We start from the raw sequence: 20,527 nt of genomic DNA, 5'->3' as shown, positions 1-20,527 counted from the left end.
GCAATCACTTCCTAGCCTTTATCTAATTACATACCTAAAATTGAGCGAGCCGTACGTTGAGAACCAACGAGGGCAATAATTAGTAAGATAGCTTGTACCAAACTACCAAACATAATCGCAAGTGATTGCAGGACTCCTGCACCATTTGAAACAGCTATTTTTCCAGCAGATTCAAACAAAGGAACAAGAGAAACAATCAGAAAAATAAGAACCCCTTGTACCGCATAGACCATAATATTTTTTAAATAGCCAATACCAATAGACTTCCATTCATCACTTAAAAATGTTGGAATCGTAAGAGGGGCAAATGGGATCATAAGGTAGAGTTGAATAAATCGAATAGATACTAAAAGATTAACCATGGCTGCACTTACTATCCGAACAAGCCAAATGAGGAGGGCAAAAAAGCCCACAATCATCCGGCCAATAAATCCTGAACCTTTTAATCCAGAGATGGTATCATACTTTGCCCCACCGTGAGCCACAATCGAGGCCACTTGTTCAATGGCGTGACTCGCAATCCCGATGATGGCTTCTACAATAACGGTAGTGTTGGTAATTACAACTGCGACCATAATATAACTAATCAACATCGGCGCTAAGGCTTCAAAGGTCATCGCTCCACCAGAGTTAGCAATTTTCTTTGCCATCTTCGAAAATTCTAAGATGAGAACAACTGATAAAATCGCAACTCCAAGGGGCTGCATGACACTTTTAGTAATACTAGACATATAAGTCCAAACTGTTGGATTGTAGCTAGATAGTGATTTAATCAGATCTACCGTAGATTGTAAATCCACATTAAATCCTTCAAATAAATTTTCAGCTGATATTTTTTCAGATGCAAGGTAAACAAAGGGTGAGACTAAACTAAGATTCATGTCATTGTTTATCCTCCTAAATTGAAATCTGGGTTACAAAGGCTCCAGCAGCCCCGACCATAACACCACCGACAATTTCAAGAATGGCATTCCGAACACCTGGTCCACCGTCTTTAATGTTGGTTGCAAGATTGACAATCCCAACAACAACGAGAAAGGCACCAACCGCAATCAATCCCTTCTGTAACAAAGACATAGCTTGTGCAAACATAGCACTTGCGTCTACTCCATAAACAAAACCTTTAAAATGCGTAATCATCTATTTCCTCTTTTCTATTTTTATTTTAAACTAGATTCAAAAGTTAAATCACGAATTCTAAGGCCTTCAAGATGATTTTCCTGACTTTGATTCAAAGGATTGATCTGATAGTTCCACCACCGTTCATCGGTTTCTTGATTGGCTAGGTACTTCCAGTTTGGATGCTTAGTAGAATTGTATTTTTTGCTTTTAAAGACAGGCATATTGGCAATTCGAACCAAGCATTCATGCCGTTTCATATTTCCGACTTCATCAGGTGTCATTAAATCACGAGCAATCTTTTGATGAGAAAGGGATCCTGAACCTGTCTGGCCAAAGGAACGACTAGTATTTCGAACATCAATGGTTTGTTTACCGAGTAAGCCACTCATAAATTTAAAGGTATCTTCATCATTCCCACCTAAGTAGACTAAGCTATCACAGTTCCCCAAAATGGTTTTCCAAGCTTCTTTTTCTTTATAGAGTCCTTGAAGTTGAGCAATATTTTGCAGAATAGGAACGAGACTCATATTCCGAGAACGGACTGTTGAGGTTTGTTCAGCAAAATCTGGGATTTCTCCGATATTTGCGAACTCATCTAAGTAAACTCTCACATGAAGAGGCAATTGACCCTTAAAATCAATATCTGCTTGTCTTGTTAGGGTTTGAAATACGGTTGAAAAAAAGAGGGCTGAAAGAAAGCGAAATGTACTATCGTTATCTGGGATAACTAAGTACACCATTGATTTTTCCTTGCCCCATGTCTTCATATCAAGGGTATCTCTTTTGGTCAAATCCATGACACTTTGAATATTGAAGAGGGCAAATTTAGCAGTGGTTACAGCTATAACAGAATCCAGAGTCTTATCCTTATAATTTTGAAAATCTGCCCAATTTCGCATGGTGAAATTTTCAGTTCCATACTTTTTAGCATAATTTTCAAATAGAATTTCTAAGACACTTTTTTCTTGGTTTTCACCCTTGGATAAGTGTTTAATGAGTTTTGAGATTTCAGCAAAACTTGGATAACGCCCTCGTTTTTTTCGCTCTTCCACTTCTTTTTTTTGACGTTTCAACAAGTTTTGGTATTCTTTTTGACTTAAACGACTTTCTTCTATGAGCTGTTCTCTTGTTTTAGGTGGATTATAGAAATCGACCAAGTAAGAGGCTAAAGCTCGTACCAAAGTCATAGAAGCTTCATCCCAAAATGGATCACTACGGGAGCCAGAGCCTTTGGTGTTATTGAAATAAACCGTCAGCATGCGATTCAAATCGTTTTCTGTCTCTATATAGCGAAAAGGATTAAAGCCATCTGAGTTCTTCATATTGACTAAATCTAACACCTTTACTTGGTAGCCATGTTCTAAAAAGAGTTTGCCCGTTTTCTCGGCCAAGTGATCTTTAGGATCCACTACAATATTGGAACTATTCATCTGAATCAGATTGGGTTTCACAAAGCGAAATGTCTTCCCACTTCCTGAACCTCCGATCACCGCAATATTCTTATTTCTATCATATTGGGGTGGTTTTTTATCTAATAATGTCAAACGAACATCTTGTGCTAAGATCGTATCATGAGAAAATTCCTTACCGTAAAAGAACTTCTTTTCTTTTAGAGTTCCAAAACGGGCGCTCCCGTATTCTACCCCTTCTCGGTATTGTTTTTTACCAGTCTCTAAATAGAGATAAACCAGCAACATCATCACAAATCCTAGTAGAAAAAAAGCACTTGATTTTCCAGTAAAGGAAACATTCCATGGCGACTGAAGAACTTCATCTTGACCTTCCATCAGAAGACGAGTCCATTTATCTATGGTATTTCCAGTATAGGAATCATACAAAAGCGTCAAACGATGAAAAAGATAGCCTAGTAAGATACCTAACAGTGAGAATAGTAGGAATTTCTTTCCACTGTACATCATCTCACCATCTCTTTCTGTTTGACGGCCCCTTCTTGTCTCAAGGTAATTTGGGATTTAGCCTCATCAATTGCATCGTCTAATGACTTATCCATGGTAAAATCAGCTAATTTCTCCGGATCATTAACCATTTTTTCTAACAGATGGTCTAAATGATTGTCTAGAATCGAACGGTCTTTCGTGTAGAAATGCAGAGAATCCCCTTGCCAAGCGATGGCTAAAGGAATCTCTTCTTTTTCTATAAAAGCTTTAAATTTCTCGATATCAATTGGTTTGTCTAAGAAATCTTTTTTCAGATTAATCGTATCAATCGCATAGGGAGATTGTAGCAATTCTTCTAATTTCTGCACCCCTATCTTATAGGCGGAATCCTGTGCTAAAGCCTGACGTCTAGACCATTCTAGAATCTTTAAGAGACTTTTTACAGTAAATAAAAGACTACGCTCAGCATATTGAACTGCCATTCGTTCCTGTTGTTCAGAGGACATCTGATGCCTCCTTCTTAACAAATAGCAGCTTTCCTTCTTTATAACGATAAGCTATCAATTTCTGACGTTGCTTAATCGACTTGACAGCCTGCAGTAGATCTCTCGAATAAGGTTCTCGAAGAGTAACTTCTACTGCTTTCCCATCAACGATACCAACGCGTTTAAATTCAATGTAGTCTTTTTTGAGATGTCCTAAGCCCATACCAAAAGGAAAGTGATGAATCAATTGGATGGTACAACCACCTTTATTTCCCATTTGTTTCAAATCATACAAGTTTACTACCTTCATGATTAACTCCTTTATCTAGTTTGTCGCATCGTTTAAGTCTGGTAACGATAAACTCCGTGTCTGTTAGAAAATTCTCACACACGTCTTGTGCCAGTTGCCCTTCACAGGGAAATACTCTCAGTCCCTACTTACACAGGCACGCTAATCAAGACGGAGTGGATTCAATTTTCAAAGAACAGGTAGCTTTATTATAGATAAGAGTAGTTGAAATTTTTATCACATTTCTTATTTTTCTGTAGAGCTAAATTCATATTAATCAAAGAGTTTGAAATAAAAGACTAACATTGTTACATAACGTTAGCATTTCATTTCCCTAAACAAGCAGCAAATTATAAACTAGTAAGTTCCACACCAAATGTAGCCCCATACTGCCCCATAAGTCCGATTTATAGCGCACCATCCCTAAAAAGATCCCAAGTGAAACATATAAACACCAAGCTAGAATGGTTCCTGAATGATGAGCTAAAGCGAACAAAACACTTGTCAACGCAATTCTGATATCTAATTTTCTGACCAAGTTCCATAAAATTTCTCGATACAAAAATTCTTCAACCATACTCGCATTGATTAAGAACAATAAAAATGAAAACCAAGGAACTTGATGTTGAAGCCCAATTAAGTTTGCTTGATTTGTGCTTTCTTGAGCATGAATCAGACTAAAATATAGACTGATAATCAGTAGGCTAACGAATCCAATACCAAGCCATTTCATCCTAGTTTTCATATTGACCTTGACCACTTGTTTTCGTTGACCATACATCCATAAAAAAGAAATGAGCGACGCACCATAGAGAATCTGTAGTATAGTTAACTCACCAATACAAAGCAATTTCAATAAGTATAGAGATACCAATAAGACATTTACTTGTTGGAATATATAAACTGGAATTATTCTTTTCATAGTTACCTCCGAAATAAATCTTCATAATCTAAATCTAATACCTGCACAATCCTTTCTACCCATGGACTTTGAGGCATTCGTTGTTCCATCTTGTAGTGACGAATCTTTTGATACAAACGATTCAATTCACTTGGATAGTGAAACTCTCCCGCAAACATTTTTCTGGTTAACTCAATCCAGCTAATATTTCTTTCAGCCAAAATAATGGACAAGTTCTCCCAAAATCGTTCTGCCATATTGATTCTCCTTTAACTTGATAAATAATGTGTTTGTGCCATGTAAATCAATTGTTTCGTATCTCTTGGCAATAAAGCTCTAGCCTCCTCCAGATTCAGATTTGGATAAACTCGCTTATTTGAAACCGCAAGAGGAAGTCTGATGGTTAGTTCAGGATTTTTTAATATCATTTCGATGAAATCTGTTAATTTTAGGTTATCTCGATTCTTAAAACGTAATAAATTTGGAGATAAAAACTCGAAACAATCTGAAGAATAGCTCATCATCTCAATTAATTTATCCCTTGTCATTTCAGAAACTGAATGACAAGATACCTCAATGCCATAGTTTTGGAAGAAGTCTAAAAGAAGTTGATTTCTTTGGCTATTTTTACTTAGATAGAGATCAATCATGGGAGACCTCCCAAAGATTCGGTTCCATTTGATATTCTGAGACGATTAAGGAATCTAATAAATTTGCGAAGTTAATCGGTTTCTTGTCTTCATCATAAGCTTTTACAGTGACTTGGGTTGTAAGTATTCCCTCTTTTCCCTCGGCTCGATAGCCTTGTCCATATAAAACAAAAACAAGATTTTGATGATCATCTACAAAGGCATCAGCTCCGTTCTTTATATCCTGACTTTCAAGGAATTCCATAATGTTTTGAAGATAGGATTCGTAAAATAGGGGGTAGTTGTGTTTTTTATGGTAATCATCTAAAAATGTCACTTCAAACTCACATGGATAATTGGGCATCAAAAATATTTGTTCATCCAGCTGTTTGATTTCTGCGTCATGTAATTCTGTTTCTAATTCATCACAATCTAGTATTGATTCTTTATTTAATGCTTTCATCTTTTTCCTCTACTTCTTTTAATTTCTTTGCGATTGCGGCAATCACAGGAACGGTTACACTATTACCAGCTTGTTTATAAAGCTGACTATTACTAGAGACTTTTCTAGCAGCTTCAAAAGCCCAATCAGGAAAGCCCTGCAAGCGAAAACACTCTTTAGGAGTGATTCGTCGTATTCTCAAACGGTAAAATTGTCCATCTATTAAGACACCGGCTACATGATAAACTTGTTTATCTTCTCCTTCATAGCTAGCCACTACTACTCCCATTTGACCACTAGTTGTCAAGGTATTAGCTATACTTTTTCCAACTCTACCACGCCGATACTGAGAACTTGGTCTTTCTAAATTGATTGAATCTCCAATCTCTGCTTGAGCATATCCTTTTTTAGTTGCCTCCCGAACTTTTAGAAATTGGATTGGTTCTGGAATCAGTATTTTAGGGATTTTATCTCCACCTTGCATTGTAGTCAGTGTTGGAGATAAGCCCTCACTTCCATAGACGCGACCAGTTTCCTTAAAGCTAGTGGGTAAATCTCCAACAACGACAATACCATGGCGATCCTGTGTATTTAAAGTAAACATTGGCTCTTGATTATCCTTAAAACGTCTACAATTTTGTCTTTTTTCTAATCTATCTGGAGTCATACAAGGAACCGCAACTTTAAATCCTTCTCCTTTTCCACGAACTAAGGTTGGCGCAAGACCTTCTGAATAATACACTTTACCGCTCATGCCACTTTTTGATGGATTCAAATTCCCTAGTGTTTTTAAAGTCTCAGAGTTAGTTGCTTGACCTTCTCGTCTGAAAGGAAATAAGAGTCTGGTACCTTTCTTTCTAGAATGTCCGATAATAAATACCCTTTCTCTATTTTGGGGAACGCCAAAATCCTTACTGTTAAGCACCTGCCACTCAACATCAAACCCCAACTCATCAAGTGTGGTAAGGATTGTAGTGAACGTCCGTCCCTTATCGTGATTGAGTAGGCCTTTAACATTTTCAAGAAAAAGAAAACGTGGTTGGATTTGTTTGGCCGCCCGAGCAATTTCAAAGAACAAAGTTCCTCTAGTATCTTCAAATCCCAATCGTCTTCCTGCGATTGAAAATGCTTGACAAGGGAATCCCCCACAGATGACATCGACTTTCCCTCTAAGTTTTTTAAATTCGTCATCTGAAACATCTCGTATGTCATGAAATTCGATTTCTCCTTCCGTTTGAAAAATGGACTTATAAGATTCTCTAGCAAATTTATCAATCTCACAGAATCCAATACACTCGTGTCCGACACTTTCCATTCCTAGTCGAAAACCACCGATACCTGAAAATAAATCAATAAATTTCATTTCTTTATCACCCCTTCCTGATCGACTATCAATGTCCAAATAGTCACACCACTTGAAATGACAATGAGCATAACTAATATCCACTCGATTGGCGACATTTAACCACCTCCTTTTCTAACACGGTTATTCCAAACAGAATACAAGCCGTTAAACACAAATTCAGCAAGTACTTCCGCGCGTCTAACAAAGCGAACATTGTCAAGAGCATATTGATAGATTCTTTCAAAATCAGTCATAGCAATTTCACTAGCTGTTTCAGAAAAACCTTCTCGTCTAAATTGATCTTGTACCAATCCCCAAATATAATCTCGATCATATTTTGTGACCTTTTCGACTTTTCTTCTCAAAATAGGTTGAGAATTCCTTTCTTCCTCATCCTCAATAAATAAAGATTCAGTCTCACTATATTTAGTCTCACTAACTTCAGTCTCACTAGGGGCTGAATAAGAGACGGGGGCCGTTTCATTTTCATCCTGCCCTAGTCTTTTTTTAACACTAGGCCTGTTCGAACTAGCTACTGGGGTAGAAGACAACTCTCCTAAATAAATCTTATTAGCTAGTCTCCCTTTCTCACTTGAAGACTGTTGAACTTCATCAATCAAGTCATATTCTTTAAGAATTTTTTTGATGGACAGTAATTTTGACTTCGAACAACCTAATAGCTTCATCAGGTTAGAATTAGAAAATACTAAATAAACCGCTCCTTCTTCATCTATCCAACCACGACTGAGAGATAATTCTAAACGATCTTTTAAAATAGAATAAGCCACCTTTACTTCTAGTTTCATATCCATATATTTTTCATCCTCAAAAAGAATTTTAGGTAATTTGTAATATCGTTCTGAAGTTTGGTATTGATTTGCGGTAATTCGTTTCATAGCGCTCCTCCAAGTTCTTTGAGTATTAAATCTCCACTTGATTCCAATCGAACCAAGCCGCTTTTTTCTAATTCAGCCATAAGAGAGATGGCTTCAACAATGTCAATTCCCATTTCACGTACTAAAAATGAAATGACAATATAGCGTGATGATTGTAATTCTTTTGTCATTTTTCCTCCTGAAAATAAAAAAACGGAAAGATTGTGAAATTCCTTTCCGTAACATAATAAATATTTGAACACCAAACTCAACACCAAAAAAATGTTTTTATTGATGATTATTGCTCAATCAAGCACTTATAACAATGTGAAAAATAAAAATCTGTACTCACAAAAACCCTTGAATTTCAAGGGTTTCAAGCATTTATTCTACTTCACAATGTTTTATTATTTTAAATCTTCTAGACCAACCATTGAATAGTAGCCATTGAGTTTTTTTCCTTTCATAGCAAGGGTTTAGAGCCCCTATTGTTTGAACATCAAGGAGTTTTCAAATGAATAATGTCCAAACAGTTCTTATTTGATAACATAGAAATCTACTTTATATTATATCATGACTTCTTTATTTTGTCCGCTTTTGCTTCTGGATTAATTAGTGTTCAAACTATTAAATCATAATAAAAAAATTAGAGAAGACATGTTTGTCCTCTCCATCAACTTTTTATTACTCATCAAATAATTTTTCCAACTGTTTGGTTGCTGAGTCAATCTCGTAGCCGTTTTGTTCGATCAGCTGTTTCACCTTTTCTGTATCAAGCTCTCGATGATCTCTGACTGATAAAATCTTATCCGCCCAATCTTCAAGAGAATCCTGCAAAGACAGGCTGTTATCATAATTGTCCAGTATTCTTGCATCTGGTAGATGATTTGCTGTTACAACAGGTAATCCATTTGCTTGCGCTTCAATAAGTACAATTGGCAAGCCCTCAAAATGAGATGGGAAGAAGAAAACATCTAGAAGATTTAGCATTTTTCCGACATTAGTGGTCAAGCCTGTAAAGATGACTTTGTCTGCTACTCCATATTCTTTTGCCACATTTTCTAAAAACTCAGTGTCTCCTCTTCCGATAAATACTAGACGAGAATTCGGTTCTTTTTTGACGATTTCAGAAAAAACCTTCACACAAAAACTTTGATTTTTTTGTTTTTCATATAAACGAGAAACTTGTCCTACGACTAAACAATCTTCTGGAATATGATATTCCTTTCGAAGTTGAATTTTCTTTTTTTCATTATATAGGAACTTTTCTACCTCAATGGCATTATGAATCACTAAAGCTTTTTCTCGCTCTTGGCCATGATAAAAATGGTTCAACGCTTCTATTCCACATGCCCAAAAATCTGTCGCATATTTTCCGACAAAAAGACGATTGACTGGATGAATAAAGCGATAAAATTTATCTGCTGTCGCACAATGTCCATGAACAATTCTTTTTTCTATCCCATATTTCTTTGCTAATTTTAAAAATTCTAGATGAGTTAATCCATTTTGATTGGACCATAAAATATCATAACGATGAGCATTTTTCTTAAAAAAATCATCCCATTCCATTAATGCCTGTTTAATATGAGGTCTTAACTTAGGGATTCTATGAACGATGAGAGGATTGTGACAAAGCTTCTTAAAATGATTACTAAATTCAACATCTTCAGGACCTTGTAGTAAAAATTCCAGTTCAAATTCAGAGGTATCAATATGGTTATAAAAATCTAGAACAATTTTTTCCAAGCCACCAACATCTGGAACCAGACCACAAACCAATATTCTTTTCATTGATTTCTCCTTATTTTTTTCACTTTAATACTTTTTGAATCATCAGGATAATTTGTCTACCGCCTTCATGATTTCTAAATAGGAAAACGTAGACACCCAATACTGTCAAATAAAGGACGATTTTGATTGCCAAACTGAGAATGAAATCTAGCTGAGTTAAGAGGTAGTTATCCAGTAAACTCAAAAGTAGGAAGCTCATCCCTGCGACAGTGAAATCTTGTAACAATGTTTTAAAAAAGTCCTTAGAGGAAGCTTTCAATCCATACTTAAAGGCGCTATATGGTTCATACCATGTACAGGTCAAGACTGTTGAACAAATCGTACCCAATAAAATTCCAGATACTCCTAAATCTAAAATCGCTAAAAAGTAGAGTGAAAGGGAAATATTTAATAAAATCTCGACGATAACTTTTTTATTTTGCTCATAACTTAAGCCATAAACTGAAATCAACGTTAGAATCGGTCTTCTATAAAAAGTTAGGAAAAAATGAAGGACGATCAAAATCTCAATCGTATAATTAAATGAAAAACTCTCACCTAACCAGATAGTCATAAATGGATGAATGAACATTAAATAACCTAAGCTAGCAAAATAAATCAGGCTAAAAGTAATAAACTGGAATTTTTTTAGGAATTTAACCATATCTGCTACTGTCGTAGATTCCGAATGGACTAAGTTACCTACGGAAGAAACAACTGAATTAATCACAGTATTTAAAATCAGTGAAAGAAATCCTAAAACATAGGTATAATTCCCATAAATACCTATAGCTGCTAAGCTAACAAAACTTGCCATTAGAATACTATCTGTTTGAAAAACAATCGTTTCTCCAATGCTACCGACTATATTGCCTTTGATATTTCGGATAAATTTTCCTTTTTCCTCCTGATTAATGGGTGTTATGTCATTCTTAAACAAGTAACCATACAATCTATCTACAATCCGCGACATGATGATATTTCCTATAAAATTCATGATGATACTGATTAATAGATAAAAGATATAATTTTTGGTAAAGAATAAAATTCCGATTTGCAAGCATACGCGAAGCGTATTTAATCCAAAGTCAATCAAAGTCATCACATAATTACGCTGATCGACATAAAGTAAGGTTCGTTTATAGGAGAAAAAATAGCTTGAAGCAGAATTAAATACAAAGAGGAAAAAAATCAAATATAATTCACTATTTACCGTATAATCCTTTATCATATAAGGAAGAAATAAAGAAAGTATAGCACCCAGTATAAAAATAGAAAAGCCAATGATTCTATATAATTTTTTGAAAAGAATCATAAAGGCATTGATTTTTCCATGTTCTTCTCTGTCTAAGGGTCCATATAGTGCATAGCTCATGGCTCCAGCAACCCCTAATTCTGCCAAAGACAGGATAGAAACTAAGCTAGACAAATAATTGTTTAATCCTAGATAGGTTACCCCAAGTAAATGGATAAAAATAGTTCGATTGATAAAGCCAAGAAGTACTTGAAAAGGTTGCAATACAAGAGCAATACTTGTATTTAATGTGGCAAATTCTGTTCTACTTCTTTTCATGCAATTCCTCTATTCATTTAATTCTCCATGGAAGAGTTTATAAAGATAACTTCCTGGGATTAACGCATCTTTATTAATTTTATAAGTTGTTTTCATAATGGGAGTTGTTTTTAATAACCTTTCCCATTCTTGTTCATCAAAAAGATCATGGGCATGGTCTCTTAAAAACCAAACACGCTCAGCTGGTGCTAGAATAGGTAATCTATCCACTAATTCTTTAAATTCATGATTTGATTCATATTCGGACAAAATAAAATAATCCATCATCAGGTAATGAATAAAGACTGGATATTTACGAACATAGTAAAGATATAAATCTCGAATATGTTTGAAATGAGATCCTCCTTTTTGTCCTGCCAGGAAAAAACCTGACCATTTAAAGTCACCAACAGTTCGTTCCATTTGATTTGTTTCTATAGGTGGATGATTCAGAGTAAAGAAATCACCTTCAAACATTTCTAAAGTTGTATAGGGAGATACAAATAAGGTTGCATCCATCCAAATTCCACCGTATTTATATAAGAGACTAAAACGAATAATATCTGAATAATGCGCAGCTGATAATTCTTTTTTCTTGTATTTGTCGGTGATGTCTGATGGAATATTGATGAAATCCGCCAGATTTTCATCTGTCAACAAATAGAATTTACAGTCATTTCTTTTGGCGAAGTCTTTTATGGTCTTCATTGAAGCCTGGACCGTCTCAGGTATTTGAGCTTCTCCTTGTTGCCACATTGTCCAAATCATTTTCGGAAATTCTGTTGTTTCTTCTTCTTTTTCATCACTCGAATCATCTATTTGAGCTTCTTTTCGTAATTTCAGTACAAAATCCAAAAGAATCTTTCTTCGAAAATCATAAAACATCTTGTCAGATTTTTGTGCAAGAAAGTAAACACATGTTAGTTTAAGGCCATAATATTTTAAAATTTGACAATAGCGAGCCATTTTATTTTGTAAGATTTGTAGTTTCATAAACTCTACAAGTTCCTTTCACATTTTTCTAAAGCTGTTTTTAGAAAATGTCCGTTACGAAGTTTCTCTCCTACTATTTTACTATTTTTAATCAGCTCTTGAAAATCTTCTTCATCAATCGAGTTTAAACAATCTGCAATTTCAAATAATGAATCAACAAGTATTCCACAATGGTTTTTTCTTACAAAATCCGCTAAAGCAGATTGACTCCATACGATGATTGGAAAACCAGATGCTAAATATAGAGAAGCTTTATGCGGGTTATTCATCTTTAAATATTCTCCATACATCCCACTACAAGTATGCGGGCTATCTCCGTCCCAGACTAAGCCAAAACCACCTTGAAGGTGATGAGGTAGTTCATCCGGAGAAAAAGCACCATTATAATGAACGTTTGAAGGAAGATTCTCCTCTTCAAAATTAATCCCATAAATAGAAAATTCAGGACTTTCAGGTAATTGTCTTGCATATTTTGTTTTTCGAATATCAAAATTTCCAGCAACTATAACCGTATTTTTCTCATAAGTTTTCTTCTCTTCATAATTTGAAATCAAATAATCAAATATCTCTAAGGAAACAATCTTCTCTTCCGGTATTCCTAATCGTACCAGTTCTGCTTTCATCTTATCATTATGAGCAATAATACCATCTACTTTTTCCAGTACTGTTTTATTTTGTAAAAAATGGATAATTGAATATTTGAAATCTGTAAATGACTTGATTTTTTTATTTCTCAGGGACTCGATATCGTGAATCAGCAAATAAGCTTTGAATGTTCTATTTTTCAAAAATCTCGTAAAAATTTGTTTTTTTAAGGTATGCCATAATAACGGAAATTGAAGAACTAACACATCATTTTTTGTCAAAGTGATGGGATTTGAATCATTATTTAGGGAAAAAGGTTGATATCCTGCTTCTACCATTATTTTTTCAGCATCTAATCTTGCCTTAGATCCTGCATGTTTGGCTTCTGCGTAAAATTCTTTTAAGTAATAATTCATACTACTTCAACCCTCTCCAAAATCTTTTTACAATATATTTTTCGAATCTCCATTGAATGGCTCCAACAACTCTTGAAATAAAGACAATCTTTTTAGGGAATAATCGATATGCTCGCATTAATAATGATTGACTTGAACTTTTAGCGTAACGATTCAGATACTCGACATATTTTTCTTGATAGGGATTTCCTTCAAATATGCGATAGTCGACAACGTGCATCAAAACTAAATGGAATAAGCGACGCTGTACATATGGGAGTAAGTCAGCATTTCCTTCATATAGTTGTTCCACTTTATCACAAATAGTAAACAAATCCAAATTTTTCAAATTAAATTCGCGATTCATAATACTACCAGAACGCACGCGATAATAATATCCTGTATAATCAATTTTCACCATTTTATGAATCTGTTTTAAGATTCCCATTCCTCCATATACATCTTCATAAAATAGACCTTCTAAAAATGGAAAATTGAGAATCACTTCTCTTCTAAACAGTTTAGCGACTGCATTCAAACGGACAATATTATCTTCACATAAAGAGACTAAAGCTTCTTTAGCATTTCCTTGAAAAATAATTTTGACATTCTCGGGAGAAGGGATTTCTATTTCTTTTTGATCATTTGTATACCAACATTCTACGATGTCCACTTCTTCTGAAGTCATGTGCTTTAATAATTGCTCCAACATATCGTCTTTAATGACATCATCACTGTCTACAAAAGTGATAAATTCGCCTTTAGATTCAGTCATACCACGATTACGAGCGCCACTTAATCCTTTATTTGCTTGATTGATTAAGTGAAAGCGACTGTCCAGCCTACAATATCTCTCACAAATTTCTTTTGAAGCATCTGTTGAACCATCATTGACTAAAATCACTTCAATATTGTTATAAGTTTGACATTGAATACTATCTAAACATTCTTTCAGATACTCTTCAACATTATAAACAGGTACAATGACACTAATCAATTTGTTGAATTTCATTGTTGTTTTCCTTTATAAATAAGTTCTTTTAAACTATGCATCTTTCTCCATATTCTATTCACAATTGGGAAAGTATAGCGTAAATAGAATTTTGGTGCAAGTCGATACAGTTTAACCATTTTACTACTTCTTGCCACTTCTGGAGATTTTTCTACAAGTTTTATGTATTCTTTTAATTTTTCTTCATATAAATTTTGGTAGGGATTGTTCTTTTCGATAAAATCCTTATGATGAGTCGTTACTATTTGAACTAAAAACTTTCCAATATAAGGCATTGATGTTTCATCTAAAGCAAACAAATCCACTAGTTTATCACAACAAGTAAACAAATCTAGATTTTTCTCAGAAAATTGTCTTCTCATGGTACTGTTTGAATGTTCTCGATAATAGTATCCTACATAATCAATCCGAACTATTTTACGGATAAATTTCAATAATCCTACACCGTGATAAATATCTTCATAAATCACTCCCGTTAAAAATGGAAAATCTTCTAATAACTTTCTTCGATATAATTTACAGACTGGAGAATAAGACAAACCGTAATTACAACTCTTTATAACAGCTTCTTCTGAATTTCCCTCAAACTCAACTTGAATATTTTCCGCTTCCTTTAATTTATCAAAAACACTTCTAGTGGCTCTATAATGACATTCTACCAAATCAATGTCTTCTGTCATGTAACGATTCAAAATATCTAAATATTTGCTTGATAGGACATCATCACTATCCACAAAGGTGATCAATTCACCTGTTGAAACACTAACTCCATGATTTCTTGCAGCACTTTGCCCCTAGTTTTCTTGATTGATTAAGTGAAAACGACTGTCCAGCCTACAATATCTCTCGCAAATTTCTTTTGATCCATCTCTTGAACCATCATTGACTAGAATCACTTCTATATCGGTATAAGTTTGACATTGAATACTCTCTAAACATTCTTCAAGATAGTCTTCAACGTTATAGACAGGAACAATGACACTAATCATAAATAGGCTCCTATTAAATTTTCCATTTTTTTCGAATTTCTAAATATCTTAAATACAACGGATAATATAAACTTAAAAAATATTTTGGTGAATAGCTATACCATCTTAATAATTTACTAGAATTGAAAATATCTGATGATTTCTTAGCTATTTCAAAATAGTTATCAATTGCATCAACATATAACTGATAATATGGATGTCCAACTCTTATGTTATACTTTTTAAAATGACCAATACCGACTAAAAATAACATATTCCCTACATAAGGTAACCAATTATCTTCTCTAAATTCCTCTAATAATTTTTCGCCAACTTTAAAAATATCAAGATTCTTTTCTGAATATGTCTGATTCATTGTACTAGAAGTATGATATCGATAATAATAACCAATATAGTCAATTTTTCTCATTTTATGAATATATTTTAAAGAGACGATTCCAGTATAAAAATCTTCATAAATTAAATTTTCTAAAAACGGAACTTTCTCCACTATTTTACGGCGATAGAGTTTTGCGACAGGGCTCCAACTTACTCCATGATTAAAACATTGGTATAATGCTTCATTTGAATCAAATTCTTTAACAAGAATATCTTTTTTTTCTTCATTTAAACATTGAATAGCCTCAGTTCTATCACATTCTACAATATCAATCCCATTAGACATATACTTCATTAGTTGTTCTAACAGACCAAGACTTACAACATCATCACTATCGACAAACATTATATATTCACCAATAGATTCTTTTACGCCATGATTTCTTGCTACACTTTGACCTTGATTTTTTTGATTGATCAATCGGAAACGATTATCTGTTTGGCAAAAATGCTCACAAATAGCTTGAGAGTCATCTGTAGAACCATCATTGACTAAAATGACTTCTATATCTTGATAGGTTTGCTTTCGAATACTTTCTAAGCATTCTTCTAGATAATTTTCCACATTATAAACTGGAACTATTATGCTAATCATTTTCATTCAGACATCACCTTTAAAATTTAATGTATTCCCCTATATATTCAGGTAATCAATTTTTTCCTCTATCTAATTTATCGTTTAGATGCTTCATTACTTTTTTACTAGATATCCAAATCTTTTGTATACTTGTATAAATGGGATGAGTAATCGTTGTATAATATTTTGGAGCAAGTAAGTACAGTCGCAATAAACGATATTTTCGAACAACTTCCTTGGATTGCTTTGCTATAAAAGCAGCGTTTCGAATAAAATCTTCATATAAATCAACGTAAGGACTCTTCTTGTTTATCCCATCTTTTAAATAGTGTCCATGACCAAGATAAAACATAAAATAACCAATATAGGGAAGCATATTTTCATCATCTTTAAAGGAATCAATTAACTGATTTCCCACTTTAAAAATATCTAAATCTTTTTCATTAAAGGATTTCGTCATAGTACTATTTGCACGAACACGGTAATAATAACCAATATAATCAACAACTACTATTTTTCGAATATGCTTTAGATAATTGATTCCTGTAAAAACATCTTCGTAAATATATCCTTCTAAAAATGGAATCTTTTCAACAATTTCTCTTGTATATAATTTTGTAACGGGACAAAACTTCACTTCTTTAAACTCAATACAATTAAGAATTGCTTCTTTAGCGTTTCCTTCGAATACAATTGTAGAAGTCCTATTAAGAAAGAAGTCTTCTTTATTTCTTGTCATTCTACATTCTACGATATCTACATCCGTCTTCATGTAAGGAAGTAGTACTTCTAACACGTTTGTATTGATCACATCATCACTATCCACAAACATAATATATTGCCCAACAGATTCTTTAACACCGCGATTTCTTGCGACACTTTGTCCTTGGTTTTCTTGATTAATCAATCTAAAGCGACTATCTACCTGGCAAAATCGTTCACAAATCTCTTTTGAGCTGTCCGTTGAACCATCATTGACTAAAATGACTTCTATATCTTGATAGGTTTGCTTTCGAATACTTTCTAGACATTCTTCCAGATATTCTTCCACGTTATAAACTGGAACGATTAAGCTAATCATAAAACAGCTTCCTTCTCATTCATTTTTATTCATCTGAATTTACTTTCTAATTCCATTTTTTAGTTTCCACAAAAAATGATAAACAGGGAAAATGATCGAATTATAATATTTTGGACAAATATTATAGAGGCGAATCATACGCGAACTTTTTGCAAGCTCAGGATTTTTCTTGGTGATAGTTACATAGTCGGCTAATTTCTGATTATAGACATCTGCATATGGATTTCCTTTTTGGATATAGTCTTGATAATGCATGGTTGCTACATGAACTAGGAAGCTGCCAATGTAAGGAAGAAGTTCTTCCCTATCAGAATACAAGTCTATTAATTGGTCACTGACTGTAAAGATATCTAAATTTTTAGGAGTAAAGGTTCGATGCATGATACTAGCTTGATGTTGTCGATAATAATAACCTTTATAATCAATCTTAATGATTTTTCGAATATATTTTAACATTCCAATTCCACAATAAACATCTTCAAAAATCACCCCATCTATATAAGGAACAGCTTCAACAATTGATCTTCTATAAAGTTTTGTAACTGCATTAACATTTAAAACATGTTTAGGGAAAATTTTTACTGCTTCTTGAGAGTTCCCTTCGAATAGAATACTTGGTTCTTTAAAACTTTTAGCAAGAAATTCCTCGTTAGATACGGTAAACTGACTTTCCACAATATCTACGTCTTCACGCATATAGTGCATTAAGGTTTCTAAATAGTTCGCTAGAATCATGTCATCACTATCCACAAATACAATAAACTCTCCTCTTGAAGCTGCTACACCAGTATTTCGTGCAGCGCTCAATCCTTGATTTTCTTGATTCAACAAGTGAAAGCGACGATTCTCTTTACAATAACGTTCACAAATAGTTTTTGATCCATCTGTTGAACCATCATTGACTAAAAGGACTTCAAAGTCTGTGTAGGTTTGGTTTTGAATGCTGTCTAAACATTCTTCCAGATAAGTTTCTACATTATAAACGGGTACGATTACACTAATCATTCTTTATCCTAACCTTATTTCCTTAATCCAATTTCATTCAAAAGTGTCTTTGTAAAATCTTTTTGAATGGCATTAACCTTGTTATTAACTTTTTTTCGTTCGTCAATATAAGGATCTTCAGACTTCATGACACTCTCTAGGAATTCTAATAAGTCATGCGAATCACGAATGACACTTCCCACCATTAAATTCTTCACATCTTCAAACACAAAACCTCTTTTTTCCTTGTATTCCTCATAATCATTAATGGTAAATGCAACTGACCTATTTAATAAATAATAATCTAAAAATACTGAAGAATAATCTGTAATCAATGCACTGGTTGTGCCCAAAAAGGTATATAAAGTTCCATACTGCTCACTAATGATATCTTCTGTCAATAAATGAATCGTCGAAGAATTCATTTCAAATTTCAACTGAGACTCCTCAAGAGGATGGAGTTTAATGTAAAGTTCATACCCATGATTTGAGAGTAGTTCTTCAATGTTTTGAAAGTCCTCTTCTTCTAAAGAAAATATCAATGCTGCTTGGCTATCATGATAATTTTTAGAATTGCGGTATGTTGGCATCCAGATGATTTTCTTCTCTTTTTTCTCTTTAAAGAGCTCATCATTTCGAATATTTCCAACAAGAAGCATCTGCTCACCTTTAGCATTAAAGGCTGCTTTCATGATTGGAGTAAATAATTCTGAAGAGGAGACTAATTTTGTAAAGAAATTATAGTCAATTTTTTCCATTCCAACTTCAAGATTCCCAATTTTTTTCAAGGGCATTCCATGCCACAAATTGACAACCATCTGATTTGGAGCAGGCTTTATAGGATACTTGCCAAATGAATAGAAAAAATATTTAGATGTTAAAAAATAAAAGAAACCTCGATAAATAGAAACATATTTTACATCATTTTCTTTATTTAAATGATAAAAATCATTAGAAGCACAAACGATTTCATATGCTTCTTGGTAGTTATTATCCACTAAATAGTGATAGAGTGTTCTAAGATTATCTCTAAACCCCCAGTTAGAATACAGAACAATTCTGTTCCTTTTCTTGGGAATCATTTTATTTATTTTATAAGTAAAATCACTTACTTTGAACAGTAAGGGTTTTAAATAGTTGATCATTCTCTTTTTAAACCTTGCTTATAAATTTCTTTTAAATTTTGAACATTTTCTTCAATATCAAACTTCTTTAGGTGTTCATTCAGCTGTCGTTGCTTCTCCTTGAAAGGCGCCTTTTCTATATAGTTTACCCATTTAGCCTTATCTAGTGGCATAGCTGTACAGAGTTCGCCAACTATTTGAGTTGTTGGATCAATTGTTTCATTCATGATAATATTGACTCCAGAACACTGAGCCTCTACCAGCACGATTGGAAATCCTTCATACAAAGACGGAAAGGCAAAAATATCAAATGCTGAATAAAACTTATGAACATCTTCTCTTTTTCCTGTGAAGATGATATTCTTCAATTCCTTGCTGTTTTCTTCTAAAATGTCACGATCTGGACCATCACCAACAAAGAAAAAGGTAACGTCAGGTAATTCTTTGGCAATTTCAATCAAAAAGCTCTGGTTTTTGAAAGGATTTAAAATACCAATCATCCCTACTACTTTTTGATGTTCAGCTATATGAAACTCTTTGCGAATTTCTTCTCGAAAAGTAGGAGAAAACTGATATCTATTGATGTCAATTGCATTTGGAAGGATTTGAAAGGATTTCTTTCCAAATATCTTCAGTCCAGCTAATTGACCACAAGAGATCCGATGGGTCGCATTTTTTAAGGCTAAAAAGACCAAAAATCGATTGCGAATACTTTTCAACCAAGTATCTGAAAATTGGCTACTATGATTGTGGTAAATCCTAACTGGAACACCATTTTTTCGAGCATAGTAATTATGTATAAAAGCAGTTATAGGATTATGGACATGGAGAATATCAATTTTATTAGTTTCATAAAATTGTCGGCACTCAATCGCATAGGCAAATAGTTTAGACATCTTTAGGGCAGGGAATACAATACGTTTGATTTCTTTTTCATCTAGGTATTGATTAAATGGGAAATGAGCGTCTCCATTTGACTCGCCAACCATATATTCAAACTCTTGATCATTATTTGGGATATGGTTTTTGATAAAACTTTGTACCCCACTCATGGTATTCCTTACACCACCTGTTACATGTATGACCTGATATTTCATC

Annotated in this window: 22 protein-coding genes and 1 pseudogene; all 23 read right to left on the bottom strand. The window is 33.8% G+C overall.

Annotated elements, in window-relative coordinates; all coding sequences use genetic code 11:
- Nucleotides 1–26: 26 nt before the first annotated feature.
- Nucleotides 27–881, bottom strand: coding sequence for a VirB6/TrbL-like conjugal transfer protein, CD1112 family (locus ACERDH_RS01685; RefSeq protein WP_001054257.1), 855 nt, complete (start codon nt 879–881; stop codon nt 27–29).
- Between the two features lie 16 nt (nt 882–897).
- Nucleotides 898–1,140 carry a hypothetical protein gene (locus tag ACERDH_RS01680; protein WP_000627865.1) on the bottom strand — a complete coding sequence of 81 codons (243 nt, stop codon included), beginning with the start codon at nt 1,138–1,140 and terminating at the stop codon, nt 898–900.
- Nucleotides 1,141–1,160: 20 nt separating this feature from the next.
- On the bottom strand, nt 1,161–3,038 hold the full coding sequence (locus tag ACERDH_RS01675) for a VirD4-like conjugal transfer protein, CD1115 family (protein WP_386686648.1): 1,878 nt from the start codon (nt 3,036–3,038) through the stop codon (nt 1,161–1,163).
- A complete protein-coding gene (locus tag ACERDH_RS01670) occupies nt 3,038–3,526 on the bottom strand; it encodes a hypothetical protein (protein ID WP_117304301.1) in 489 nt (162 codons plus the stop codon). The genes ACERDH_RS01675 and ACERDH_RS01670 overlap by 1 nt, the downstream gene beginning before the upstream one ends.
- Nucleotides 3,516–3,815: a hypothetical protein gene (locus ACERDH_RS01665; protein ID WP_117304303.1), complete on the bottom strand. Its 300-nt coding sequence runs from the start codon at nt 3,813–3,815 to the stop codon at nt 3,516–3,518. The genes ACERDH_RS01670 and ACERDH_RS01665 overlap by 11 nt, the downstream gene beginning before the upstream one ends.
- 313 nt (nt 3,816–4,128) lie before the next feature.
- A complete protein-coding gene (locus tag ACERDH_RS01660) occupies nt 4,129–4,716 on the bottom strand; it encodes a CPBP family intramembrane glutamic endopeptidase (RefSeq protein WP_386686627.1) in 588 nt (195 codons plus the stop codon).
- A 2-nt stretch (nt 4,717–4,718) separates the two neighbouring features.
- Nucleotides 4,719–4,952, bottom strand: coding sequence for a hypothetical protein (locus tag ACERDH_RS01655; RefSeq protein ID WP_000840776.1), 234 nt, complete (start codon nt 4,950–4,952; stop codon nt 4,719–4,721).
- 12 nt (nt 4,953–4,964) lie between these two features.
- Nucleotides 4,965–5,345 (bottom strand): thioredoxin domain-containing protein, encoded by a 381-nt coding sequence (locus ACERDH_RS01650; protein ID WP_386686637.1) that lies wholly within the window; start codon nt 5,343–5,345, stop codon nt 4,965–4,967.
- Nucleotides 5,338–5,787, bottom strand: coding sequence for a hypothetical protein (locus ACERDH_RS01645; RefSeq protein WP_000645882.1), 450 nt, complete (start codon nt 5,785–5,787; stop codon nt 5,338–5,340). Before ACERDH_RS01645 ends, ACERDH_RS01650 begins: the two co-directional genes overlap by 8 nt.
- On the bottom strand, nt 5,771–7,129 hold the full coding sequence (gene dcm, locus ACERDH_RS01640) for a DNA (cytosine-5-)-methyltransferase (RefSeq protein WP_386686640.1): 1,359 nt from the start codon (nt 7,127–7,129) through the stop codon (nt 5,771–5,773). Before dcm ends, ACERDH_RS01645 begins: the two co-directional genes overlap by 17 nt.
- Before the next feature lie 98 nt (nt 7,130–7,227).
- Nucleotides 7,228–8,007: a replication initiator protein A gene (locus ACERDH_RS01635; RefSeq protein WP_386686643.1), complete on the bottom strand. Its 780-nt coding sequence runs from the start codon at nt 8,005–8,007 to the stop codon at nt 7,228–7,230.
- Complete coding sequence (locus ACERDH_RS01630; RefSeq protein ID WP_000159607.1) at nt 8,004–8,177, bottom strand: hypothetical protein; 174 nt, start codon at nt 8,175–8,177, stop codon at nt 8,004–8,006. The genes ACERDH_RS01635 and ACERDH_RS01630 overlap by 4 nt, the downstream gene beginning before the upstream one ends.
- Before the next feature lie 493 nt (nt 8,178–8,670).
- A complete protein-coding gene (locus ACERDH_RS01625; RefSeq protein ID WP_386682269.1) occupies nt 8,671–9,780 on the bottom strand; it encodes a glycosyltransferase in 1,110 nt (369 codons plus the stop codon).
- Nucleotides 9,781–9,799: 19 nt separating this feature from the next.
- Nucleotides 9,800–11,332, bottom strand: coding sequence for a lipopolysaccharide biosynthesis protein (locus ACERDH_RS01620; RefSeq protein WP_386682266.1), 1,533 nt, complete (start codon nt 11,330–11,332; stop codon nt 9,800–9,802).
- A 9-nt stretch (nt 11,333–11,341) separates the two neighbouring features.
- On the bottom strand, nt 11,342–12,304 hold the full coding sequence (locus ACERDH_RS01615) for a capsular polysaccharide synthesis protein (RefSeq protein ID WP_386682263.1): 963 nt from the start codon (nt 12,302–12,304) through the stop codon (nt 11,342–11,344).
- Between the two features lie 5 nt (nt 12,305–12,309).
- Entirely contained in the window at nt 12,310–13,305 is a 996-nt protein-coding gene (locus tag ACERDH_RS01610) for a glycosyltransferase (protein WP_386682260.1), read from the bottom strand.
- Nucleotide 13,306: 1 nt separating this feature from the next.
- Nucleotides 13,307–14,296: a glycosyltransferase family 2 protein gene (locus ACERDH_RS01605; protein WP_386682257.1), complete on the bottom strand. Its 990-nt coding sequence runs from the start codon at nt 14,294–14,296 to the stop codon at nt 13,307–13,309.
- Nucleotides 14,293–15,285 (bottom strand): annotated as a pseudogene (locus ACERDH_RS01600) (glycosyltransferase family 2 protein). Before ACERDH_RS01600 ends, ACERDH_RS01605 begins: the two are co-directional and overlap by 4 nt.
- Before the next feature lie 13 nt (nt 15,286–15,298).
- The gene (locus ACERDH_RS01595; protein ID WP_386682279.1) at nt 15,299–16,258 is read right to left on the bottom strand and encodes a glycosyltransferase family 2 protein; all 960 of its coding nucleotides are present in this window, start codon (nt 16,256–16,258) and stop codon (nt 15,299–15,301) included.
- A gap of 55 nt (nt 16,259–16,313) precedes the next feature.
- On the bottom strand, nt 16,314–17,321 hold the full coding sequence (locus ACERDH_RS01590; RefSeq protein WP_386682254.1) for a glycosyltransferase family 2 protein: 1,008 nt from the start codon (nt 17,319–17,321) through the stop codon (nt 16,314–16,316).
- 39 nt (nt 17,322–17,360) lie between these two features.
- On the bottom strand, nt 17,361–18,326 hold the full coding sequence (locus ACERDH_RS01585; RefSeq protein ID WP_386682251.1) for a glycosyltransferase family 2 protein: 966 nt from the start codon (nt 18,324–18,326) through the stop codon (nt 17,361–17,363).
- Nucleotides 18,327–18,340: 14 nt separating this feature from the next.
- On the bottom strand, nt 18,341–19,450 hold the full coding sequence (locus tag ACERDH_RS01580) for a CDP-glycerol glycerophosphotransferase family protein (protein WP_386682248.1): 1,110 nt from the start codon (nt 19,448–19,450) through the stop codon (nt 18,341–18,343).
- Nucleotides 19,447–20,526 (bottom strand): glycosyltransferase, encoded by a 1,080-nt coding sequence (locus tag ACERDH_RS01575; RefSeq protein ID WP_386682246.1) that lies wholly within the window; start codon nt 20,524–20,526, stop codon nt 19,447–19,449. The genes ACERDH_RS01580 and ACERDH_RS01575 overlap by 4 nt, the downstream gene beginning before the upstream one ends.
- Nucleotide 20,527: the final 1 nt, after the last annotated feature.

Source organism: Streptococcus bovismuti, from assembly GCF_042436615.2.
Lineage (GTDB): Bacteria > Bacillota > Bacilli > Lactobacillales > Streptococcaceae > Streptococcus.
Note: the sequence above shows the minus strand (reverse complement) of the source record. Positions and strands in the feature narration are given on the sequence as shown.